Raw genomic sequence first — 19,248 nt, 5'->3', positions numbered from 1 at the left:
CGACGCCATGACCACACCCGAGATTCCCGACGTCCGCCGGGACTGGATGCTCGATGCCGGCATGAGCGCCGTGGGCCTGGCCGCCGCCGCGTCCTCCTACGCCGCCCTGCAGGACCTCGCGCTGCGAACCGGCTGGTGGACCTGGCTGTCCTGGCTGCTCCCGCTGACCGTCGACGCCTACGCCATGACCGCCGTGCGCGTGTGGCTAGGCCGCTCCACCCGCAACGCCCATGCCCGGACCTGGGCTAAGTACAACGCCGTTGGCGGCATCGCGCTCTCGGTCGCCGGCAACGCCGTCGACCACGCGTCCGCTGCCAAGGTGCTCACGGTGTCGTGGCCGCTGATCGTGGCGGTCTCCGCGATCCCGCCCGTGGTCCTGGGCCTGCTGGTCCACATGGCACACCTGCGCAACCAGCCCCCTGCCAGCACCCCAATCACCGACACTTCCGCAGCCGACGGCGCCCCTGCCACCGTCGACAGGGAAGAGCCCCCTGCCATCCCGTCGCGGCAGGCTGCCGACGAGATCGGTGCGGCAGTCCCGCCGCCCACTTCAGTTGAGCCCCGCGCTCCCCGTGGGGTATCGCAGCCGCGGCACCTCCGCCGAGGGGCCGTTGCGGGCAAGCGGCGGCAGGCCCTGCCGCCCGGCAAGAGCGACGAAGAGCTCATCGCCGCTGCCCGGCAGCGCCTGGCCGACGGCGGAGAGGTCTCGGCGACGTGGCTGATCAAGACCTACGGCATCGGCACCGGCCGCGCCGGCCGCATCCGCGACGCCGCCACCCAAAACCCCCAGCCCGTGCCCGAACTCACCGCCGTGCCCGACGAGCCCGGCCCGCAGCCGATCCACCTGCCCGTTCCGGCGCCCACCAGCACAGACGAGACCCCTGACCACCACGACTCCGCTGACCCCGATGAGGAGCCCCGCTCCATGACCACCGACGCGCCACAACACACCCCGCAGCACGAGGACATCGTGAAGGAGGACGCCGCATGACCCCCCTGCTGCAAGCCCTGCCGATCGCCGCGCCCGTGGCCGGTTGGGCCGCCCATGCCCTGTTCCTGGCACGCCGCCTGCGCACCGTGCGCACCGACCCCGTCTCGGGCCTGATGTGCCGCGCGGAGTTCACCAGCAGGGCCCTGCGCGCCACCTGCCACCCGCACGCCGCCGTGCTCCTGCTGGACCTGGACGACTTCAAGGACATCAACGACACCTACGGACACGGTGCCGGGGACGAGACCCTGACCGCGGTCGCCCAGCGGCTCGACGCCTGGTGCGCGCGACGGCACGGCTTCGCCACCCGGCTCGGCGGCGACGAGTTCGCCGCCGTCATACGGCTGACACCGGACACCGACCTGAACACCGAACTGTTCTGGGGCCTGTGGAAGCAGCTCGCCGAGCCGGTCGAGTCCGGGACCGCGGTCGTCTACCCGAGCGCCTCGATCGGCATCTGCCGGACCACCGACCGTCCCGGCGCTGGCCTTCCGGGCCTGATGCGGGGTGCGGACGAGGCGATGTACCGCGCTAAGCGCCTCGGCACCCGCTGGCAGCACGCCCTGGCCATGGACGTCTACGCCACCGTGAGCGGCCGCCGGATCGGACGCCCCGGCACGGCCCTGTCCGCCCCGGGCCGGAAGGGGGCGCGGTGATGGCCTTGTTCGATCGTGAGACCACCACTGTCCGCATCCCCAAGCAGCGCTTCGGGTCCAGGCAGAACCCGGTCGTGGTGGTGCTGCCCGAGCAGTTCACCTGGCGCCAGCGTCTCGCCTTCGCTATCGGCCGCGCAGCCTGGAAGCGCCGCCGCGCCTTCTTCCCCCTCACGGCTGCGATCGCCTGCCTGCTGGCCACCGCCGTCGCACACGCCGCCGCCCCGCAGCTGTGGGCCGTGCTCGCCGTCGTCGCCGTCTCGGGGCCGCTCTGGCTGGTCTGGGCCGAGCGCCAGCGCCCCGCGGAGGCCCGGCGTGTGAAGGCCTGGCGCTACGCCCTGGCCACCGCGGTGCTGGTCGTCGGTGCGTGGGCCGCGGCCAGTGTGGCCTTCGGCCCGTTCACCAGCGTCCTGCCGCTGGTGTGGCTGCTGCTCACTATCACCGGCCACGTGCTGTGGCTGCGCACCCGCCGGACCACCGCCAACTCGACTGAGGAGACCGACTGATGACCACGCCCCCTCCGCCGCCTCCCTTCAACGGGCCCTGGGGCCCGGGCCCCGGCGGGCAGCAGCAGAACGGTTGGAAGAAGACCAACGGCACCCGTGGTGCCGGTAACCGGTACCGGACGACCAACCGCACGCGGGAGTACCACTTCCACGTCGGCGGCCCGAACGGCACCAACGGTGGCCGCGGCGGTGGCGCCAACGGTGGCTCGGGGTTCTTCCGCCGTGACGGCGGCAGCCGCCAGGGTCACAGCCCGCTGGCCGACCCGGAGTTCTTCTCCAACGTCGACATCCGCAACTACTGCGAGCGAGGCCGGCAGCTGTTCCTGCAGCTGTCCTTCGAACTCGCCAACGCCTCCGAGATCCTGCACGCCGTCCTCAAGGAAGTCCCGGACCCCGAGGGCAAGGCGTTCGGCTCGCGGATGCGCGCCCGCCGGGTGGCGAAGCGGATGAAGAAGGCCGCCGAGGACACCCGCGACACCGCCAAGAACCTGGCCGCCACCTACGCCGCGTTCCAGCGCGAGTTCGACCCCGAACTCGCCCCCTACCGCACCCGCCAGCGGCCCACCAGCCGGCGCTTCGACTTCAACGGCTGACCCCACACGCAACCGGTCCACCCCCGCACGTGAAGGAGGCCCGAGGGCCGTGCCCCCAACCACCCCCGAGCAGCTCCACGAAGAGCAGCTGCGCGCCGCATCCGGCAGCGGCGGCGTCGTCGAGTATCTGCTCCACCGCGTCAAGCCGCACCTGCCCCCGTGGCTCGCGGGCACCGGGACCGGCCTGGCCTCCCTCCCCGCACACGCCTACTGGGCCAACAACGCTGCCGCCGCAGCCGGGTTGACCCTGGCCTCGGTGGCCCTGACCGGGGTGACCTGGTGGGCAGGCAAGGCCACCAGCTCCCAACGCCGCCTGCACTCCGCAATCACCATCGCCGCAGGCTCCACCTGGTTCACCGCCGCAGCCATCGCCGGACCCGACGCCGGCCCCTTGGGCGGCCTGTACTTCATGGGCACCCCCGCCCTGGCCCTGTCCTGGAACATCCGCCAGGTCCTGCGCCGCAACCCCGACGCTGTGGCCGGCAGCGCGGACGGCGGGCTGCTGGAGAAGGTCGGCCTGGCCAAATCCCAGATCACCCGCAGCACCGTCGCCCCCAACAAAGCCACCTTCGACCTGCAGCTCCCGCGCGGCGAACTGACCGCCGAGGACGTCAGCAAGGCCGCCCCACTGCTCGCCAGTGCCCTGGACGTGCCGAAGAGCGCCATCCGAGTCATGCCCGACCCGGAATCAGAGTCCCGCGTCCAGCTCACCGTCGTCCCCCACGACCTGCTCAAGAACACCGTCCCCTACCCCGGCCCCTCCCACCCCGGCGGCTCCATCGCCGACCCCGTCGTCGTCGCCCTCTACGAAGACGGCACCCCCGCCATCCTGTACTTCCCCGGCGACCCAGCGGCCCCCCGCAACACCACGCTCCTGCTGGTCATGGGGATGACCGGCTCGGGGAAGTCCGAAGGTGGCATCACCGCCCTGACCGAAGTCTTCTCCCGCACCGACGTCGTCGTGTGGGCCTCCGACCCTTCCAAGGCCGACCAGGTGCTCGGCCCGCTGCTGCCCGCGATCGACTGGGCAGCGCTCGACATGAAGTCGACCAAAGCCATGATCGAGGCCATCAAGGCCGCCATCCCGGCCCGCACTGCCTGGCTCGCGAAGTACGGCTACAAGCAGTGGGTCCCCGAGTGCGCCCAGACCCAGGCCGACGGCTCACCCGGTATGCCCTTCCTGCTCTGCTGGTTCGAAGAGGCCGCCAAGACGATCCGCGAGACTGACGAGGACGTCTTCACCGGCATCGCCCAGGAAGTCCGCTCCGCCGGCATCAGCCTGGTCGTCTCCCTGCAGCGCGCCTCCCACAACCAGGTCTCCACCGACACCCGCGCCTCCCTCGGCTCCAGCTGGTGCTACGGCGTGCGCAACGAGCGCGACGCCACCTTCGCCCTGGACGACGACGTCCTCGACGCAGGCGCCTGCCCCCACGTGTGGAAGGACAAGAAGCCCGGCTACTGCTACCTGGTCGCCAACGGCGTCCCCGAGACCTTCTGGGCCACCCCCGCCCGCTCCTACCTCACCCCCCGCGAATACACCGAGTGGGCCGTCCTGACCTTCGCACCCGTCCGCGCCGCCCTCGACCCCGTGACCACCAAGGCCGCCGCACGCGCCGCCGGCCGCCACTTCACCCAGCGCACCCGCTACCCCCTGCCCGGCACCACCGACACCGACCCGCAGGAGAACACCGTGCCCACCTACGACCACGGGCCCCACGACCTGGACGACGAAGACGACTACACCAACGAGTACGAGCACCAGGACGACGGCGGGCCCTACGACGATGACGACGACGGCATCGACCCCGAACACGAAATCCCCGAGGTCTCCCACATCGTCCAACTCGCCGAACGCCCCCAGGAAAACCCCCAGGAGCGGATTACCCCCGCACAGGCCCGCCAGGCTATGGAAGAAATCCTCGACGAATTCGAAGCCGAAGGCCGCACCCTCATCCGCCCCCTCGACTTCATGGAGCACTGCGACCGCCACGGCCGCTCTCGCTCCTGGGTCTCCGGCCAAGTCGCCGCCTTCATCATGGCCGGCCGCCTGGCCGAGACCGGTGAAACCGGCGAGTACCTGATCGTCCGCGACGACGAGGCCGCCTGACGGCCCTGACGCGTCAGACGCGTCTGACACTCCTGACGGCGCCGGGCCCCCAACGCGCGGGTCACACACGTACGCGAGCCCCGTCTGACGCGTCTGACACCCCGACGTGACACCCCTGACACCCGCCGACCTCGCACGTCCAGCAGTGATCGTTTTCACACCTGCGGCCGCGAATCAGTGGTCCAACACCACAAATCCACAGGGCAAACGGCCGCGCAAGGCCAAGACGACGGCGTCACTTCGAGCATGCGGGGGTGCTTTTTGCACTCATCCAATGCGTGTGCCCGCGTACGCGCGAATACCAGGCGCCGAACCCTTACGTCATGTTCTTCGTGCCCCTGCGAGGTCAGGGGGGTGAGACAGATTCGAGGGCTGACCCGTCTTTTCGAAATGGAGACACCAGCGACACGCGCAGAGCCATGCCAAGCCCTCACTGCGCCGACAGGAGACACGAAATCCGATGCCCCACGGCACTCACCACCCCTCACGGCCCGCGCACAGCGCCGCGCTTGCCCAAGCACTCGCCGCCGCGGGCAAGGACCTCCCCGTGATCCCGCTGTCGCGCACCAAACTTCCCGCGGTGCGCTCACCCCACCGCAACGAGTCCCCCGTTCACCGCCGCTGCCACGGAGAGTGCGGGCGGATCGGGCACGGTGTGCACGACGCCACCACCAACCCCGACGCGATCCAGGCCCTGTTCGCAGCCGCACCCTGGGCCACCGGCTTCGGCATCGCCTGTGGCCGGCCCCCGCACCACCTCATCGGCATCGACCTTGACGTCAAGCACGGCCAGGACGGCATCACCGCCTTCGCTGAACTCGCCGACGCCCACGGCTTCGCCCTCCCCGACACCGTCACCGTGCTAACCCCCAGCGGCGGCCAGCATCGATGGTTCTCCGGCCCCGCCAACACGCGTATCCCCAACTCCGTCGGCAAGCTACGTCCGGGCATCGACGTCCGCGGCTCCGGCGGATACCTCGTCGGCCCCGGCTCCCTCACCACCGCCGGCCGCTACCTCCTCGACCCCAACTCCCCGGACCTTCCCGCCGCGCACGTCCCCCCACAGCTTCTACAGCTCCTCACCCCGCCCCCACCGCACCCGCCCCGCGGGCTCAACTCACCCCTCGGGACCTCGGGGAAACGCGCCACGGCCCTGGTGCAGTTCGTCCTGGACTCCGTTCCCAACGGCAAGAACGGCAGCGGCCGCAACGACCGCCTGTACTGGGCCGCCTGCCGCGCCTACACCACCGGCGGACCGGACGCCGAGAACATCGCCGCCGCCCTCATCCAGGCCGCCGTCCACAAGGGCCTGCCCGAGCCGGAAGCCCGCGCCACCGTCGAATCCGCCGCACGCACCACCCCGCGGAGCAACGCGTGAGCACACAGCACAACAGCCCCGCCAGCACGAACGATCTCGCCCGCCAACTCCTGCAGGACCAGGGCGTCGACCCCGACAAGAAGGGCCCGTCCCAGGCCTCCCTGCTCGCCGCGCTCGCCCGCGAACGCTACGACCTGTTCATGTCCGACGACGGCCGCCCCTACGGCGTCACCGTCGGCGGTCCCAACCTCGCCCTCCCCCTGCGAGGCAAGGCCGGCCTGCGCTCCCAGCTCGCCCGCATCTTCGCCGACACCAACAACGGCACCGTCCCCTCCCAGTCGGCCCTCGCCGACGCCATGACCGTTCTCGAAGGAGTCGCCTCCATGGCCGACCCCCGCACACCCCAACTGCGCGTCGCACGCCACGACGAGCAGATCATCATCGACCTCGGCACCACCGACGGCCGCTGCGTGGCCGTCAACACCGCCGGCTGGCAACGCTTGCCCGCCTCCCCCGTCACCTTCCGCCGCTCCGGCGCCATGAAGCCCCTGCCCGAACCCGTCCGCGACGGCGACGGCCTGGCCCAACTCCGCGGCCTGCTCAACACCACCGACGAAGGCTTCCAGCTCCTGGCCGCCTGGCTCGTCGCCGCGTTCATCCCCGACCTGCCCCACCCGATCCTCGCCTTCCGCGGCGAACAGGGAACCGGCAAATCCAAGGGCGCCGCTATGGTCATCGGCATCGTCGACCCCTCCGGCGCCCCCAAACGCACCGCACCCCGTGACCTCAAGTCCTGGGCCGTGCAAGCCTTCAACTCCTGGGCCATCTGCCTCGACAACATCTCCGTCGTCCCCGACTGGCTCTCCGACGCCCTGTGCCGCGCCGTCACCGGCGACGGCATCGTCGACCGTGCCCTGTACACCGACGACGACGTCGTCGTACTCGAATTCCGCCGCGTCCTGGCCATGACCACCATCGACGCCGGAGCCCTCGCCGGCGACCTGGCCGAGCGACTGCTGACCATCGAGCTGCAGCTCATCCCCGACCACAAACGCCGCGAGGAAGCCGAACTCGACCAGGCCTACGCCGACGCCCACCCCGCCATCCTCGCCAGCCTCTTCGACCTCCTCGCCCAGGTCCTCAAGGTCCTGCCGGACATCGAACTAACCGAGCGCCCGCGCATGGCCGACTTCGCCCGCGTCCTGGCCGCCGTCGACCACGTCACCGGATGGAACACCCTCAACTCCTACAAGGCCACCGCAGCCGACGCCGTCGCCGACGTCCTCGACGGCGAACCCTTCGCCCAGGCCGTCGTCGACCTCGTCCACGCAGCCGGCCCCAACGGCGTCACCGTCACCGCGGCCCAACTCATGGAAGCCGTCGCCGCACCCGAGAAGCTCCCCAAGAAGTGGCCCAAGGACCCCACCCGCGCCGCCGGACAGCTCAAGCGCCTCGCCCCGGCCCTGCGCACCGTCGGCATCAACCTCGACGACTCCCAACGCCAGCCCAACGGCAACCGCTCCCGCCTCTACCGCCTCACGGCCACAGAGAGGCACTGCAATCCAGCACCCGGAGCACCCGCAGCACCCGAAACCCACTCTGACCAGCAGGAACCTGCGGGCGCTGACTCACACCCCAGCACCCGCACCAGCACCCGCAGCACCCGCGAACCCACCCCACCGGGTGCTGCGGGCACCGCACCGGGCGCTGCGCCATCCACAGCACCCGCAACCGAAACCACTCCTGACCAGGCCAAACACTGCTCTCCGGGTGCTGCGGGTGCTGCGGGCGCTGGATTGCAGCACCTCTCTGAGGACGCCACCCCCGCGCAGCGCTGCACCGAGTGCGACACCCCGCTCGCTGACTTCCTCATCACCGCCGGCGAGACCACCCACCCCGGCTGCGACCCCACCGTCACGCCCAGGAGCTGACCCATGCGCATCCGCCTTCACGGCACCGAAGACGAATGCCGACGCACCGCCGACCACCTCGGCCGCGTCCTGGACGTCCTCGACACGAGCCGGACCTACCACGACCGACCGCCCAGCCGACTCGTCCGTATCTATCTGACCGTCAACCCGCCCGCCGACATAGCGACCGCCGAGGAGGGATGACCACCGTGTCCCGTGCCCGCGAACCGCACCTGAAGCTCGCCGACGTTCTCGACGAACTCGGCATGTCCCGAGCCGCGTTCTACCGGATGCGCGCCCGCGGCCAGGCCCCCAGGTGCATCAAGCTCCCCAACGGACATCTGCGCTTCCGTCGTACCGATGTCGACAGGTGGCTCGACGACCATGAGGAGAACCTCACTTGCTGACGTTCGATGTGCGGATCTACGACTTGGAGATCCGCACCAATCGGCCGAAGCCCTACCGGCTTCACTGGAAGGTCGGGCCCCGAAAGCACTCGAAGAGCTACCGCCTCAAGCCTCAGGCCGACGGCCGACGCTCGCAGTTGATGGCTGCGCTGCAGCGCGGGGAGCAGTTCGACATCGACCAGGGCTTGCCCTCATCGGAGCTGCGGGCCCAGAACACTGTCACGTGGTACCAACACGCTCGTGACTACGCCCAAATGAAGTGGCCGCGGGCGGCGGCGAAGCACAGAGCCAGCATCGCCGACGCCTTGGCCACCGTGACCCCGGCACTCGTCCCTGCCGGCGCCGCGGGCGCCCCTGAGCGTCACCTCCTCCGTGCTGCCCTGTACGCCTGGGCGTTTCGGCTCGTGCGTACAGAGCAGGGCGAGTTGGTGGCTCGCGCAGATGTGGAAGAGCCGCCAACAGAGATCAAGCACGCCTTGGCCTGGATAGCCAAGAGCTCCCTTCCCATCACCGAGGCCGCTCGTCCGGTTCACGTACGCCGCGCTCTCGAAGCCATATCCCGCACGCTCAACGGCGACAACGCGGCGGAGAACACTTTCCGACGCAAGCGGATGATCCTCAACAACGCGTTCGTCTACGCCATCGAGCGAGAACAGCTGGACGTCAACCCGCTCAAGCGCGTCGATTGGCAGGTGCCAGACACCGACGAAGAGGTGGACTTCCGGTTCGTCCCCGGTCCTCGCCTGGCCCGCGAACTCATCGCGGCCGTCAGCGAACAGGGCGCGCGCGGCGAACATTTGGAAGCATTCTTCGGCTGCATCTACTACGCCGCGACACGGCCGGCCGAGAGTGCCGCCTTGAAGGAATCCGACTGCATCCTGCCCGAGGAGAGTGACGAGGCAGACGAGGAGTGGGGTGAGCTCCTTCTAGAAGAGAGTCGGCCGGAGGTAGCTTCCGGCTGGACGGATAACGGCCTTCCCTACGAGAAACGCGGGCTGAAACGCCGTGCCCGCAAGGCCACGCGCTCAGTGCCCATCCCGCCCGAACTCGTACGCATGCTGCGCGAGCACATCAAGACGCACGGCGCAGCAACCGACGGCCGGCTCTTCCGAGCCGTACAGGGGGGCCGTGTCCGGTCCACCGAGTACTGCGAACTGTGGCAGGCGGCTCGGGAGAAAGTCCTCTCCCCGGAGGAGCTCAAGACACCGCTTGCGGACGTCCCGTACAAAGGTCGCCACGCCGGGATCTCGCTCTGGATCAGGGCAGGGATCGACCCTCCGGAAGTCGCGCGCCGGGCAGGCCACAGCCTCGCTGTTCTGTACCGGGTCTACGCGAAAATCCTGCGCGGGCGCGAGGGCCATGCCAATGCGCTCATCTCCAAGGCCCTGCACGAAGAGAACATCGAGTCCGCCTGAAACTCCCGTGTCCGACCGCGGTCGTTCTTCTAACCTGTTCAGATGATCGACCACGACGCTTCCGGCAGCCTTGTCGTCCGGGTGGGGGAACCTGGACCGCGACCGGTCCACCTGCTGTTCTCCAAGACAACGCGGCCGTACGGGGACGACCCGACACTCGACTTCCTAGTGAGGGCGAGTGGGCAATGGGTGAGCGTCGAGACCCTGGTGCGAACCTGGGACGGCGACGGCCTCGACACCTTTCTCTCCTCGCTGGCCGAGGACTTCCGGGGCTGGGAGGGAGCGCGCACCTGGCGCTCCCTCGAACACGATCTGACCCTCTCGGCGGAGCACCGCCCCGGCGGCTACGTCCACCTGACATGGGGCATTCACGATCGGCCTCCCTCCGAGGAATGGCACTTCGAGACGACCACTGTGCACGCAGCCGGCGAGGAGATGCGAAACCTCGCCGCCGAGATCCACACCTTCCTCACGAGCCAGGCCCAGTAGCCGGATCAACTCCCAGGCCGGGCCACCGCTGGAGTACTACCGCAATGAAGCGTTATTTCGAGTTCACTGAACAGGTGGCAAGGTTCCGTGATTACCTCCCAGCCGACGACCGCCATTCGCTGATGCGTCTCGTCCACGAGGTCACCGAAGAGCCTTACGGCCCCGGCACCCACCTCTCGTACACGAACGACGACGTCATACGCTCGGCCTGGTCCGGCCGCCTCAACATCCAGTACATCGTGACCTGGCATTCCGTAGTCGTTGTGGGCGCCGATATCTACGATGCCGCCCGAGGCTTCAACGAATACTGACGGCGGAAGGCCCCCGCTGGCGTCTGTCAGATCATCCCGTCCACGGCCCGAAAACAGCCCCGGCGTGAGACAGTCACGTGGCCGTTCGGACGGGCCCTGTGTCAGCATCCAAAGCTGTATCGACTCAGGCGCGAGCGGGCCTCTTTCTCGGTCAGCCCCAGGGCTGTTCCGATCTCTTCCCACGTCAGATCGTCGGCCCCTGCATTGTGGGCAGCCATACGTCCGATGCCCGCGGCAGTTCGCTCCAGGACAGCGACGGCCTTCAGCGCAGCCAGCGGGGCATCGTCGGCCAGGGCATCCAGCTGTTCGTTCAGCCGTTCCAGTAGGTCTTCCAGTTCGGCGGGCAACGGTACCGATCGTGACTGAACCTCGCTGATGTGCCGGTCCCAGTCGTCGCACGGGCCTGATGTGTCGACGTTGTACCGGCTCTCGGCCGCCTGCTCCCAGTCGATCGCGTAAAGGCTCTCGCCGCGCCAGCCGCACGAGCATGAGCCCCGTAGGTGGGTCGCCCGCGGGGCACCCAACGTGCCGTCGTAGACCCACCATTCACTGAGGTACTGCCCCACGGCGCTGGCCCCGTCGAAGTAGACCGGCTTGGGCTCGCTGCCGTCGACCAGGACCGCGCCGGCCCTGCCTTCATGGGACGCCCCGAACTCCTCGGTCTCCCACCCCATGGCCCCTCCTCATCGCCGCAACGTGTCCACGGCCCAGAGGGTGCCCCAGTCGCGACGCCGACGACCGGCAAACGCCCGAACCGGTCCGGCAGCAGGAGCAAGTAGAGCTCACCACGCGGCCGGTGAGCCAGCACCACGGCAGTTCCTGGGGAACACCTGGGGAACAGACACTGGTCAGGACCGGGGCACAAGCGAGAAACCGTGAGACAGTTCGAATGCAGAAGGGGTGCCGCCCGAAGGCTGGCACCCCTTGTGACCTGCCCTAATGCAGGACTGGCGGAGGCTGTGGGATTTGAACCCACGGTGACATCGCTGCCACGACGGTTTTCAAGACCGTTCCCTTCGGCCGCTCGGGCAAGCCTCCCCGCACCGCCTCGCGGCAGCGCGGGGACAGCCTACCGGGTGACGGCGGGCGGACGGTCAGCTGTCGCCCTTGCGTTCGCCCAGCGTGATCTCCGTCGTCGCCTGCTTGCCGTCGCGGATGTAGGTCACGGTGACCTTGTCGCCGGGCTGGTGCGTCCAGATCTCGCTGATCAGGGTCGGGCCGCCGTCGATCTTCTGGTCGTCGAGCTTGGTGATGACGTCGCCCGGCTTGAGGCCGGCCTTGTCCGCCGGGCCGCCGGCGGTGACGGCCGGGCTGCCGTTGGCGCCGTTGGCGGCGATCTTGGCCCCGTTGCCGGAGTCCTTCATGTTCACCGTGGCCGAGATGACCGGGTAGATCGGCGTGCGGTCCCGGATCAGCTGCTCGGCGACGTTCTTCGCCTGGTTGATCGGGATCGCGAAGCCGAGGCCGATGCTGCCGGACTGGCCCTGGCCGCCGCCGAATCCGCCGCCGTTGTTCGCGGACTGGATCGCGGAGTTGATGCCGATGACGGCGCCCTGGGCGTTGAGCAGCGGGCCGCCGGAGTTGCCCGGGTTGATCGACGCGTCCGTCTGCAGCGCGCTCATGTACGAGGCCTGGCCGCTGCCGCCGCCGTCGCTGGAGGCGACCGGGCGCTTCTTGGCGCTCACGATGCCCGTGGTGACCGTGCCGGACAGCCCGAAGGGCGCGCCGATGGCGACCGTCGCGTCGCCCACCGCCGTCTTGTCGGAGTCGCCGAGCGGGAGCGGGTTGAGCTTGGCGCCGGAAGGGTTCTTCAGCTTGATGACGGCGACGTCGTAGCCCTGGGCCCGGCCGACCACCTCGGCGTCGTAGCTCTTGCCGTCCGAGAACGTCGCCTGCAGCTTGCCGCCGTCCGCGGCCGCGGCCACGACGTGGTTGTTGGTGAGGATGTGGCCCTGCTTGTCGTAGACGAAGCCGGTGCCCGTGCCGCCGTCGCCGTTGTTGCTCTGCGCCTCGATGGTGACGACGCTCGGCAGCGCCTTGCTCGCGATGTCCGCGACCGAACCGGGCGAGCGGCTCTCCACCTTCGGGTCGCCCGCGGCGGAGACGGTCGTCGAGCCGTTGTTGTCGGTGCGGTTCGCGGCCCAGTAGCCGACGCCGCCGCCGACGCCGCCCGCGATGAGGGCCGCGGCCAGCACGGCCGCCACGAGCCCGCCGCTCCGCTTGCGCTGCGGCGCGGGCGCGCCCCACGGGTCGGTGGCGCCGTACGGGCCCTGCGGCCCGTCGGGCCCGCCGTACCAGGCGCCGGTGGCGGACTGCTGCGGTGCCGCGCCGTACGGGGCCGCGCCGGGTGCGGCGGCGGCGAACTGCGCAGTGTGCGGGTCCGCCTGCGGCACGCCGGCCGGGGGCCCGTACGGCACCTCGGGCTTGGACATCTGCACTCCGGCACCCTCGGCGCCCGCAGGAGCCGCAGGCGCCTGCGCCGCACCGCCGTGAGCACCGGCCGTCCCCTCCGGGGAAGCCGCAGGCAGCTGCGCCGTGGCGGGCTCCGCCGGGTGCGGCGCCGAGCCCGGCACCGCATCCGCCGGGGCGCCGGCCTGCGCCGCAGCGCCGTCGGCGCCGACGGCCGGCGGGGCCGCCGGGACCGGCGGAACAGGGCCCGCACCCGTTGAGTCCGGGGTCGGAACGGCGGCGCCCTCGTTCTCGGTGCTCACAGTTGTCTCCTCATCAGGTGCATGGTGCAGTCCGATGCATTTCGGTACACACCGGTCTTTTCGCGACCCAGGCCACGCTCGCAACATGTCTGCCGCAAGCTTTTCCCATCGCACGTCAGACCGCCGTAAACGGAGGCTGTGTCCTCACTGGCCTCGCGGCCCCCGCCGGAGCCGCCCGGATCAGGGCGATTACCGAACAAAGGGCCCGCATGCGCGATTGTGCCAGGCGGTGGCACCATAACGCGGTGACCTATGCGCACCCGGCCCGGGACATCCGTCCCGAGCGCCATCCGCTCGCCGTCGTAGCCCACCGGGGAGCCTCCGAGGACGCCCCGGAACACACGCTGGCCGCGTACCGCAAAGCGCTCGAGGACGGCGCCGACGGGCTGGAGTGCGACGTCCGGCTGACCGCCGACGGGCACCTGGTCTGCGTGCACGACCGCCGGGTGAACCGCACCTCCAACGGCCGCGGCGCCGTCTCCGCCCTCGAACTGGCCGACCTCGCAGCGCTCGACTTCGGCTCGTGGAAGGGCAAGGCCGCCGACGCCGAGGCACCCGACCTCGACCCGGCCGCCCCCGATCACGAGCGCACCTCCGTCCTCACCCTGGAGCGCCTCCTCGAGCTCGTCGCCGACTCGGGGCGGCCGGTCGAGCTGGCCGTCGAGACCAAGCACCCGACCCGCTGGGCGGGCCAGGTGGAGGAGAAGCTGCTCGGCCTGCTCGACCGCTTCGGCCTGGCCGCACCGCCCCCGGGCGAGGCCTCCCGGGTGCGGGTGATGAGCTTCTCCGCCCGCTCCCTGCAGCGGGTGCACGCCGCCGCGCCCGCCATCCCGACCGTCTATCTCATGCAGTTCATCTCCCCGCGCTACCGCGACGGGCGGCTGCCCGCGGGCGTGCACATCGCCGGGCCGAGCATCCGGATCGTCCGCAACCACCCGGAGTTCGTGGCCCGGCTGCAGCGCGCCGGCAACCAGGTGCACGTCTGGACCGTGAACGAGGCGGAGGACGTGGAACTCTGCGCCCGCCTCGGCGTGGACGCGGTCATCACCAACCGGCCCAAGGCAGTGCTTACCCAGCTGGGCCGCCGCTAGACGCGGACGGACGGGCGCCGGGGCGCACCCCGGCGCCACCGCACGGCCGCCGCAAGGCCATTACAAGGAGTGCACCGGCGCGTTCGCTCCGCAGTCGACCCGCGCGAGTGCCCCTCCCCGTGCGCGATGGCCGGTTTCCGGTACAGGCCATTGGGGCATTCATCCCCTGACGTGGGGCAAAGGAGGTCTCGGGGGTGGCGTTGGTGGTGGCACAGGAGGTGCCCACGTCGTCGATCATGGCCGTACCCCATGGTCCTGCCGGTGTGGGAGAAGCGAGACACCGGATGCGCAAGGATCTGCGCAGCAGCGGGGTACCGGATCCGGTCATCGACGACGCCGTACTGATCCTTTCGGAGCTTCTCAGCAACGCGTACCGGCACGGACGCCCGCTGCCCCGGGAGAGCGGCGCGGCAGGGGGCGGCCCCGCGGAGGACGGCGGCGGCATCCGCGCCGCCTGGCGGGTGGACGAGCGCGGCGGGCTCACGGTCGAGGTCACCGACGGCGGCGGGCCCACCCGGCCCATTCCGGCCACTCCTTCGGTCACCGCCCGCGGCGGCCGCGGACTGAACATCATCAGCGCCCTCTCCCAGGACTGGGGTGTGCGCGACGCCTCCGGCGAGGTCACGGTCTGGGCCGCACTCTCCGCGCGCGCCGGTTTCGCTACGCGCGTTGAGCCCGTCCCCGAGCTCGCCTTCCCGGAGCTCGACGGACTGACCTGATGACGCGCGTAGAGCGGTGCGGCGGCGGGCGTGAGCAGGCTCGGCAAAGTCCGGTGCGGTTCGGTAGCGCCCCGTAAGGAGCACAGGGAACTGCGCGACCGGCCACGGCGCACCCGCAGATGACGTGCCGGACTCCCGGCGGAGCGCCTAGGCTCGCGCCCGTCAAGGCAGTCCGCCGCCCGGCCCCGCCGCCGGGCGCACCGCACCGATCGGGAGATCCGCACACCATGGCCAAGAAGCGCCGCCCCCAGACCAAGGCCGCCGCACCCCGGGCGGGCAGCGACGCCCCGATCCCCGTGGTGGGCGCCCGCGAGGCCTGCCCCTGCGGTTCGGGCCGGCGGTACAAGGCCTGCCACGGCCGCGAGGCCGCGCACGCCGTGGCCGAGCTGGTGCAGCGCCCGTTCGAGGGGCTGCCGGGCGAGGCCGACTGGGTCGCCCTGCGCGAGCTGGTCCCCGCCGCCACGGTCGAGCTCACCCTCAAGGACGGCCTGCCCGAGGGCGTCCCCTCGGTGACGCTCGCCACCGTGCTGCCGATGGCCTGGCCCGCGCTGCGCCGCGACAACGGCGCCGTGCTGCTCGGCCTGCAGAACGACACGGCCTCCGGCGACCTCAGCCGCGACCTCGCCGACACCCTGCAGCGCGCCCTGACCGCCGAGCCCGGCACTCCGGTGGCCGCCGGCCGCGCCGCCGCCGACGGGCCGCGGCTGCAGGACCTGCTGGCCCCGGAGGGCGCGTTCGGGCCGACGGTGCACACGGGCTTCGAGTTCTGGATCGAGAACGCCGAGAACGCCACCGGCGAGGTCGCCGCCTCCCTGGAGCGGGCCAACGCCGCCGCGATCCCCACCGTCCGGCTCTCCGGCCCGGATGCCGCGTACTGGTGCGAGACCCCGGAGAAGAACCACCTGCGCTGGGTGATGACGCACCCGGAGGAGCAGCTCCTGGACGCCCTGGCCCGGCTGCACACCGCGGGCGCGACCTCGCTCGGCGAGGGCACCCGTCTCGTCGGTTCGTTCCGTGCGCACGGGCTGACCGTGCCGGTGTGGGACCTGCCGAGCGGGATGCGGGCGGAGGACGTGGAGAAGCCGGCCCGGGAGTTCGCGGAGCGGCTCACCGGGGCGCTGGCGGAGACCGCGCCGCTGTCGGCGGAGGAGCGGCGGGCCCGCAGCGGCCTCACCAGCCGTCAGGTCACCCTGAACTGACCCGTGCGGGGGGATCGGCCGGCCGCGGTCCGGTGACGGTCGGGCCGAGCGTGCGGAGGGCCCTGTTCCGGGGCTTTCCGGGCGCCCGGGGGCGTGACTCCTGTCACAACTCCCGCTGTCGGCCCGGAAATCCGCGTCCGGAAATCCGCGATCGAATTTGCGAACCGCCGATCTCTTGTTACCGTTTGAGGAGCCCGGTCGCTGGTGCATCCCCCGTCGCCAGCGACCGGGCGCTTCCATGTCCGGACGCCTCCGGAGAGCGCGCGGCATTCTCCGCGCCCCCGGCGCTCCCACAGCCGGCCCACAGCAGGCCGCAGCCCTTCCCCTGCAGCTCCCACAGCACGTCCGTCCGGACATCCGTGCGCCCCTGCCCCGGCCCGACGCCTCGGCGCCCGGCCGGAGCGCCCTGGCGGACCGGCTAGGGAAGGACATCCGGACTGTCGGCCTCCGCCGCCGGGGAGTTGCTGCCGGACCGGAGCAGCAGGTTCCCCTTGGCCGAGGCGATCTCCGCAACCGCTGCATACGAGCCATGTCCGCGCACGGACGCCGCATGCGGCGTCTCACAGGCGCCCGGATCGTCGGAAGCAGGCATGTCGCACGGCGCCTGGACCGTGCTGCCGTCGGGCGCCATGAGGGTCAGCATGCCCGAGAGCGGGCCGCCCGTGGCGTTCCGGTAGTACGTGCGCCCCCACGTCTCGTGGCTCTGCTCCAGGACGCAGGTCTGGGCCTCCAGGCCTGCGGGGGAGGAGAGTTCGGGACCGCACTGGGCGATGTTGGCGTCCTGCACTCCCGGCAGCGGGAGGGCGCGGCCGGCGGGCCGGGGGTCGGGCGCCGCGGCGGGCACACCGCCCCGCAGGGCGCCGCCTCCGGCGCGGTCCGCCGGGCCCTTGCCCGGCCCCGTCCGCTCCCGGCCCGCCGTGCCCGCGGGACCGGCGCTCGCCGCGGCCAGCGGCAGCACGACGACGAGCGCCACCGCACCGGCCAGGGCGAGCATCCGGAGATTCGCTCCGCGCGGCCTGGACATTTCGGCCATACCGGCCGCACTGGACGCTCGCTCCATGAGGGATCACCTGCAATTCGCCGCGGAAGCCTGAACGCAGGACGGCTCGACGGCACGCCCCTGCGGATGACCGGACCGACGGCGCCTGCTGCGCTGTGCGCGGCACCCGACACAGGCCCGGTCACCCGAACATAGCGGGCGGGAACGGGTCTTGATGACCCCACACGGCCGTTTCCCGGGACATCTCGGGGTTGGTTACACCCGAACGAGTGAGAGCGCGGGCGTCTCCCGTCCGTACGCGCTCTCATCTGCCCCCGGAACCGGCCGGTCCGGGCCCCGGCCCCGTCAACGCCCTTGTCCTTCCGCACGGTCGGCGCGGGGCGGCGGCGACGCCTCAGTGCGCGAGCCGGCTGCCACCGCCGGACGTCCCGCTGTCCGCGCTCTTCTCCACCAGGACGTCCACGAGGGTGGCCACGTCCGGCAGCCAGGGCCGCGCGGAGGAGTCGAGCCGGCCGGCCCGCAGCACCCGCGCCGAACCGGCCCTCGGCGTACGCCCGTTCCCGGCACCCGGCCCCGCCGAGCTGCCGGCCGGCCGCGGCACCCGCTCCCAGCGCACCCGGCCGGCCCCCGTGGGCGACGGCGGGAGCACCACGTAGCCGCCCTCGCCGTGGAAGCGCAGCGAGCCGGGCACCCAGTCCTGGCGGTGCAGCAGTTCGCCGAGCACCTCCAGCGAGTACGGGGCCACCAGCAGGGACCAGCGGGCGGGCGTCGCCACCACCGGGCCCAGCCGCACGCCCGCGCGGTCGAGGGCCGCCAGCGCCCTGGCCCCCGCCACCGCGGGCAGGCTCACCGCGCACGGCGCCCGCCCGCCCGTGGCGAGGACGATGGGGGCCTCGGGCCGGTTCGTCCACCACCAGCGCACCATCCGGGTGTCGCTGGTCGCGGCCAGCAGACCGGGGTCGAAGGGGTGGGCGCCGGGGACCGCGCAGTCGGGGTCCGGGCAGCCGCACTCCTGCACCCGGCCGCCGCCCGGCCGCAGGCCCACTCCGGGGAGTACGGGCCACTGCCACTCCGTGGCGTACGTCAGGGCCGCGGTGAGCACCGCGGACCGGCTAGCACGCCGGAGGGAGAGCTTGCGTCGCCTTCCGAGGATCTCGCGCATGAGCGCTCGTTCCTTTCCGTGAACGCCGAAGGACCGGTCCCGCCCGGCGGCGGGAACCGTCTCGCACTACATGGCACTTCCATGGCCGTTGCATGGACTGCACGGGACTGCTTGGAACACATGGCACTACGGGCACTGCATGGCGCGGTACTCAACGCGCCGTGGCCCCTTCGAGGCCGCTCACCACATGGATCACTGATCTCTGCGCGTACAACGCAGCGCATCATGCCGCGGGCCGAGCGTGAAACGTGGCGGGGGGTGGCGCGCGTATGGCGCTTCGTGCTGCTCCGGTGCGCCCCTCGCCCACGGCATGGGTTGCCCCACGCCGTTCGGGGACGGGCGTGGCCGTTGACGGTAGAGACGCTCGGGCCCGCCGCCGGGTTCCCGGGCGGCCCCAACTGCCCCTGCCCTTCTCCGAGTACGTACCCACCAGGGTGGGTGTGACGCGCTGTTCGAGCGACGCCAGTCGATCGCAATTCCACGGCCACGACAGTATTTTCCGGCCAAACTTCAAGGCGTACCGAACCTCCCAGACACCACCAATCCCACTGGTCCAATGCTGGACATCCCCTTGCCCGGGCGTGTACATGTGGAGCACTGATAGCGCGCGACACGACAGGGGGTGTGCGGTGCTATTCACCAGAACGCGCAGACCAACAGCCTGGTCAC

At 71.2% G+C, this 19,248-nt stretch carries 18 protein-coding genes, 1 tRNA gene and 1 pseudogene; 15 read left to right on the top strand and 5 right to left on the bottom strand.

Annotated elements, in window-relative coordinates; genetic code table 11:
• Positions 1-7: 7 nt before the first annotated feature.
• The 12 genes from ACLHRZ_RS19520 (at position 8) to ACLHRZ_RS19465 (ending at position 10,697) form a co-directional block, all read left to right on the top strand.
• Positions 8-991 (top strand): DUF2637 domain-containing protein, encoded by a 984-nt coding sequence (locus tag ACLHRZ_RS19520; RefSeq protein ID WP_490419759.1) that lies wholly within the window; start codon positions 8-10, stop codon positions 989-991.
• The gene (locus tag ACLHRZ_RS19515; RefSeq protein WP_490419758.1) at positions 988-1,644 is read left to right on the top strand and encodes a diguanylate cyclase domain-containing protein; all 657 of its coding nucleotides are present in this window, start codon (positions 988-990) and stop codon (positions 1,642-1,644) included. The genes ACLHRZ_RS19520 and ACLHRZ_RS19515 overlap by 4 nt, the downstream gene beginning before the upstream one ends.
• The gene (locus tag ACLHRZ_RS19510) at positions 1,644-2,147 is read left to right on the top strand and encodes a hypothetical protein (RefSeq protein WP_490419757.1); all 504 of its coding nucleotides are present in this window, start codon (positions 1,644-1,646) and stop codon (positions 2,145-2,147) included. Before ACLHRZ_RS19515 ends, ACLHRZ_RS19510 begins: the two co-directional genes overlap by 1 nt.
• Positions 2,147-2,740, top strand: coding sequence for a plasmid transfer protein TraA (traA, locus tag ACLHRZ_RS19505; RefSeq protein ID WP_490419756.1), 594 nt, complete (start codon positions 2,147-2,149; stop codon positions 2,738-2,740). Before ACLHRZ_RS19510 ends, traA begins: the two co-directional genes overlap by 1 nt.
• A gap of 49 nt (positions 2,741-2,789) precedes the next feature.
• Positions 2,790-4,847, top strand: coding sequence for a plasmid transfer protein TraB (traB, locus tag ACLHRZ_RS19500; RefSeq protein WP_490419755.1), 2,058 nt, complete (start codon positions 2,790-2,792; stop codon positions 4,845-4,847).
• Positions 4,848-5,307: 460 nt separating this feature from the next.
• Entirely contained in the window at positions 5,308-6,225 is a 918-nt protein-coding gene (locus tag ACLHRZ_RS19495; RefSeq protein ID WP_490419754.1) for a bifunctional DNA primase/polymerase, read from the top strand.
• The gene (locus ACLHRZ_RS19490; protein ID WP_490419753.1) at positions 6,222-8,096 is read left to right on the top strand and encodes an AICE element replication initiation protein; all 1,875 of its coding nucleotides are present in this window, start codon (positions 6,222-6,224) and stop codon (positions 8,094-8,096) included. The genes ACLHRZ_RS19495 and ACLHRZ_RS19490 overlap by 4 nt, the downstream gene beginning before the upstream one ends.
• Positions 8,097-8,099: 3 nt before the next feature.
• Positions 8,100-8,279 (top strand): hypothetical protein, encoded by a 180-nt coding sequence (locus ACLHRZ_RS19485; protein ID WP_490419752.1) that lies wholly within the window; start codon positions 8,100-8,102, stop codon positions 8,277-8,279.
• Positions 8,276-8,482: a helix-turn-helix transcriptional regulator gene (locus ACLHRZ_RS19480; protein WP_490419751.1), complete on the top strand. Its 207-nt coding sequence runs from the start codon at positions 8,276-8,278 to the stop codon at positions 8,480-8,482. Before ACLHRZ_RS19485 ends, ACLHRZ_RS19480 begins: the two co-directional genes overlap by 4 nt.
• Positions 8,476-9,897 (top strand): tyrosine-type recombinase/integrase, encoded by a 1,422-nt coding sequence (locus ACLHRZ_RS19475; RefSeq protein WP_490419750.1) that lies wholly within the window; start codon positions 8,476-8,478, stop codon positions 9,895-9,897. Before ACLHRZ_RS19480 ends, ACLHRZ_RS19475 begins: the two co-directional genes overlap by 7 nt.
• A gap of 42 nt (positions 9,898-9,939) precedes the next feature.
• Complete coding sequence (locus ACLHRZ_RS19470; protein WP_490419749.1) at positions 9,940-10,386, top strand: DUF6228 family protein; 447 nt, start codon at positions 9,940-9,942, stop codon at positions 10,384-10,386.
• A gap of 44 nt (positions 10,387-10,430) precedes the next feature.
• Positions 10,431-10,697: a hypothetical protein gene (locus tag ACLHRZ_RS19465; protein ID WP_490419748.1), complete on the top strand. Its 267-nt coding sequence runs from the start codon at positions 10,431-10,433 to the stop codon at positions 10,695-10,697.
• Positions 10,698-10,798: 101 nt separating this feature from the next.
• Here ACLHRZ_RS19465 and ACLHRZ_RS19460 read toward each other — a convergent pair whose 3' ends face one another.
• From ACLHRZ_RS19460 to ACLHRZ_RS19450, 3 genes are all read right to left on the bottom strand, one after another.
• Positions 10,799-11,371, bottom strand: a complete 573-nt coding sequence (locus tag ACLHRZ_RS19460; protein WP_490419747.1) for a hypothetical protein — start codon at positions 11,369-11,371, stop codon at positions 10,799-10,801.
• 274 nt (positions 11,372-11,645) lie between these two features.
• A tRNA-Ser gene (locus tag ACLHRZ_RS19455) sits at positions 11,646-11,735 on the bottom strand.
• Positions 11,736-11,791: 56 nt separating this feature from the next.
• Complete coding sequence (locus tag ACLHRZ_RS19450; protein ID WP_490419746.1) at positions 11,792-13,408, bottom strand: S1C family serine protease; 1,617 nt, start codon at positions 13,406-13,408, stop codon at positions 11,792-11,794.
• Positions 13,409-13,653: 245 nt separating this feature from the next.
• Between ACLHRZ_RS19450 and ACLHRZ_RS19445 the strand changes: the two genes are divergently transcribed.
• The 3 genes and pseudogenes from ACLHRZ_RS19445 (at position 13,654) to ACLHRZ_RS19435 (ending at position 16,417) form a co-directional block, all read left to right on the top strand.
• Positions 13,654-14,499, top strand: coding sequence for a glycerophosphodiester phosphodiesterase (locus ACLHRZ_RS19445; protein WP_490419745.1), 846 nt, complete (start codon positions 13,654-13,656; stop codon positions 14,497-14,499).
• Positions 14,500-14,606: 107 nt separating this feature from the next.
• Positions 14,607-15,218: pseudogene (locus ACLHRZ_RS19440) on the top strand (ATP-binding protein).
• 227 nt (positions 15,219-15,445) lie between these two features.
• Entirely contained in the window at positions 15,446-16,417 is a 972-nt protein-coding gene (locus ACLHRZ_RS19435; RefSeq protein ID WP_490419744.1) for a DUF5926 family protein, read from the top strand.
• Between the two features lie 418 nt (positions 16,418-16,835).
• On the opposite strand, the gene ACLHRZ_RS19430 is transcribed toward ACLHRZ_RS19435, so the two are convergent.
• Together ACLHRZ_RS19430 and ACLHRZ_RS19425 are read right to left on the bottom strand one after the other, a co-directional pair.
• Positions 16,836-17,477, bottom strand: coding sequence for a hypothetical protein (locus ACLHRZ_RS19430; protein ID WP_490419743.1), 642 nt, complete (start codon positions 17,475-17,477; stop codon positions 16,836-16,838).
• 334 nt (positions 17,478-17,811) lie between these two features.
• A complete protein-coding gene (locus ACLHRZ_RS19425) occupies positions 17,812-18,579 on the bottom strand; it encodes a bifunctional DNA primase/polymerase (protein ID WP_490419742.1) in 768 nt (255 codons plus the stop codon).
• Positions 18,580-19,248: the final 669 nt, after the last annotated feature.

The sequence above is a fragment of the Streptomyces sp. AM25 genome (assembly GCF_058146165.1).
Note: the sequence above shows the minus strand (reverse complement) of the source record. Positions and strands in the feature narration are given on the sequence as shown.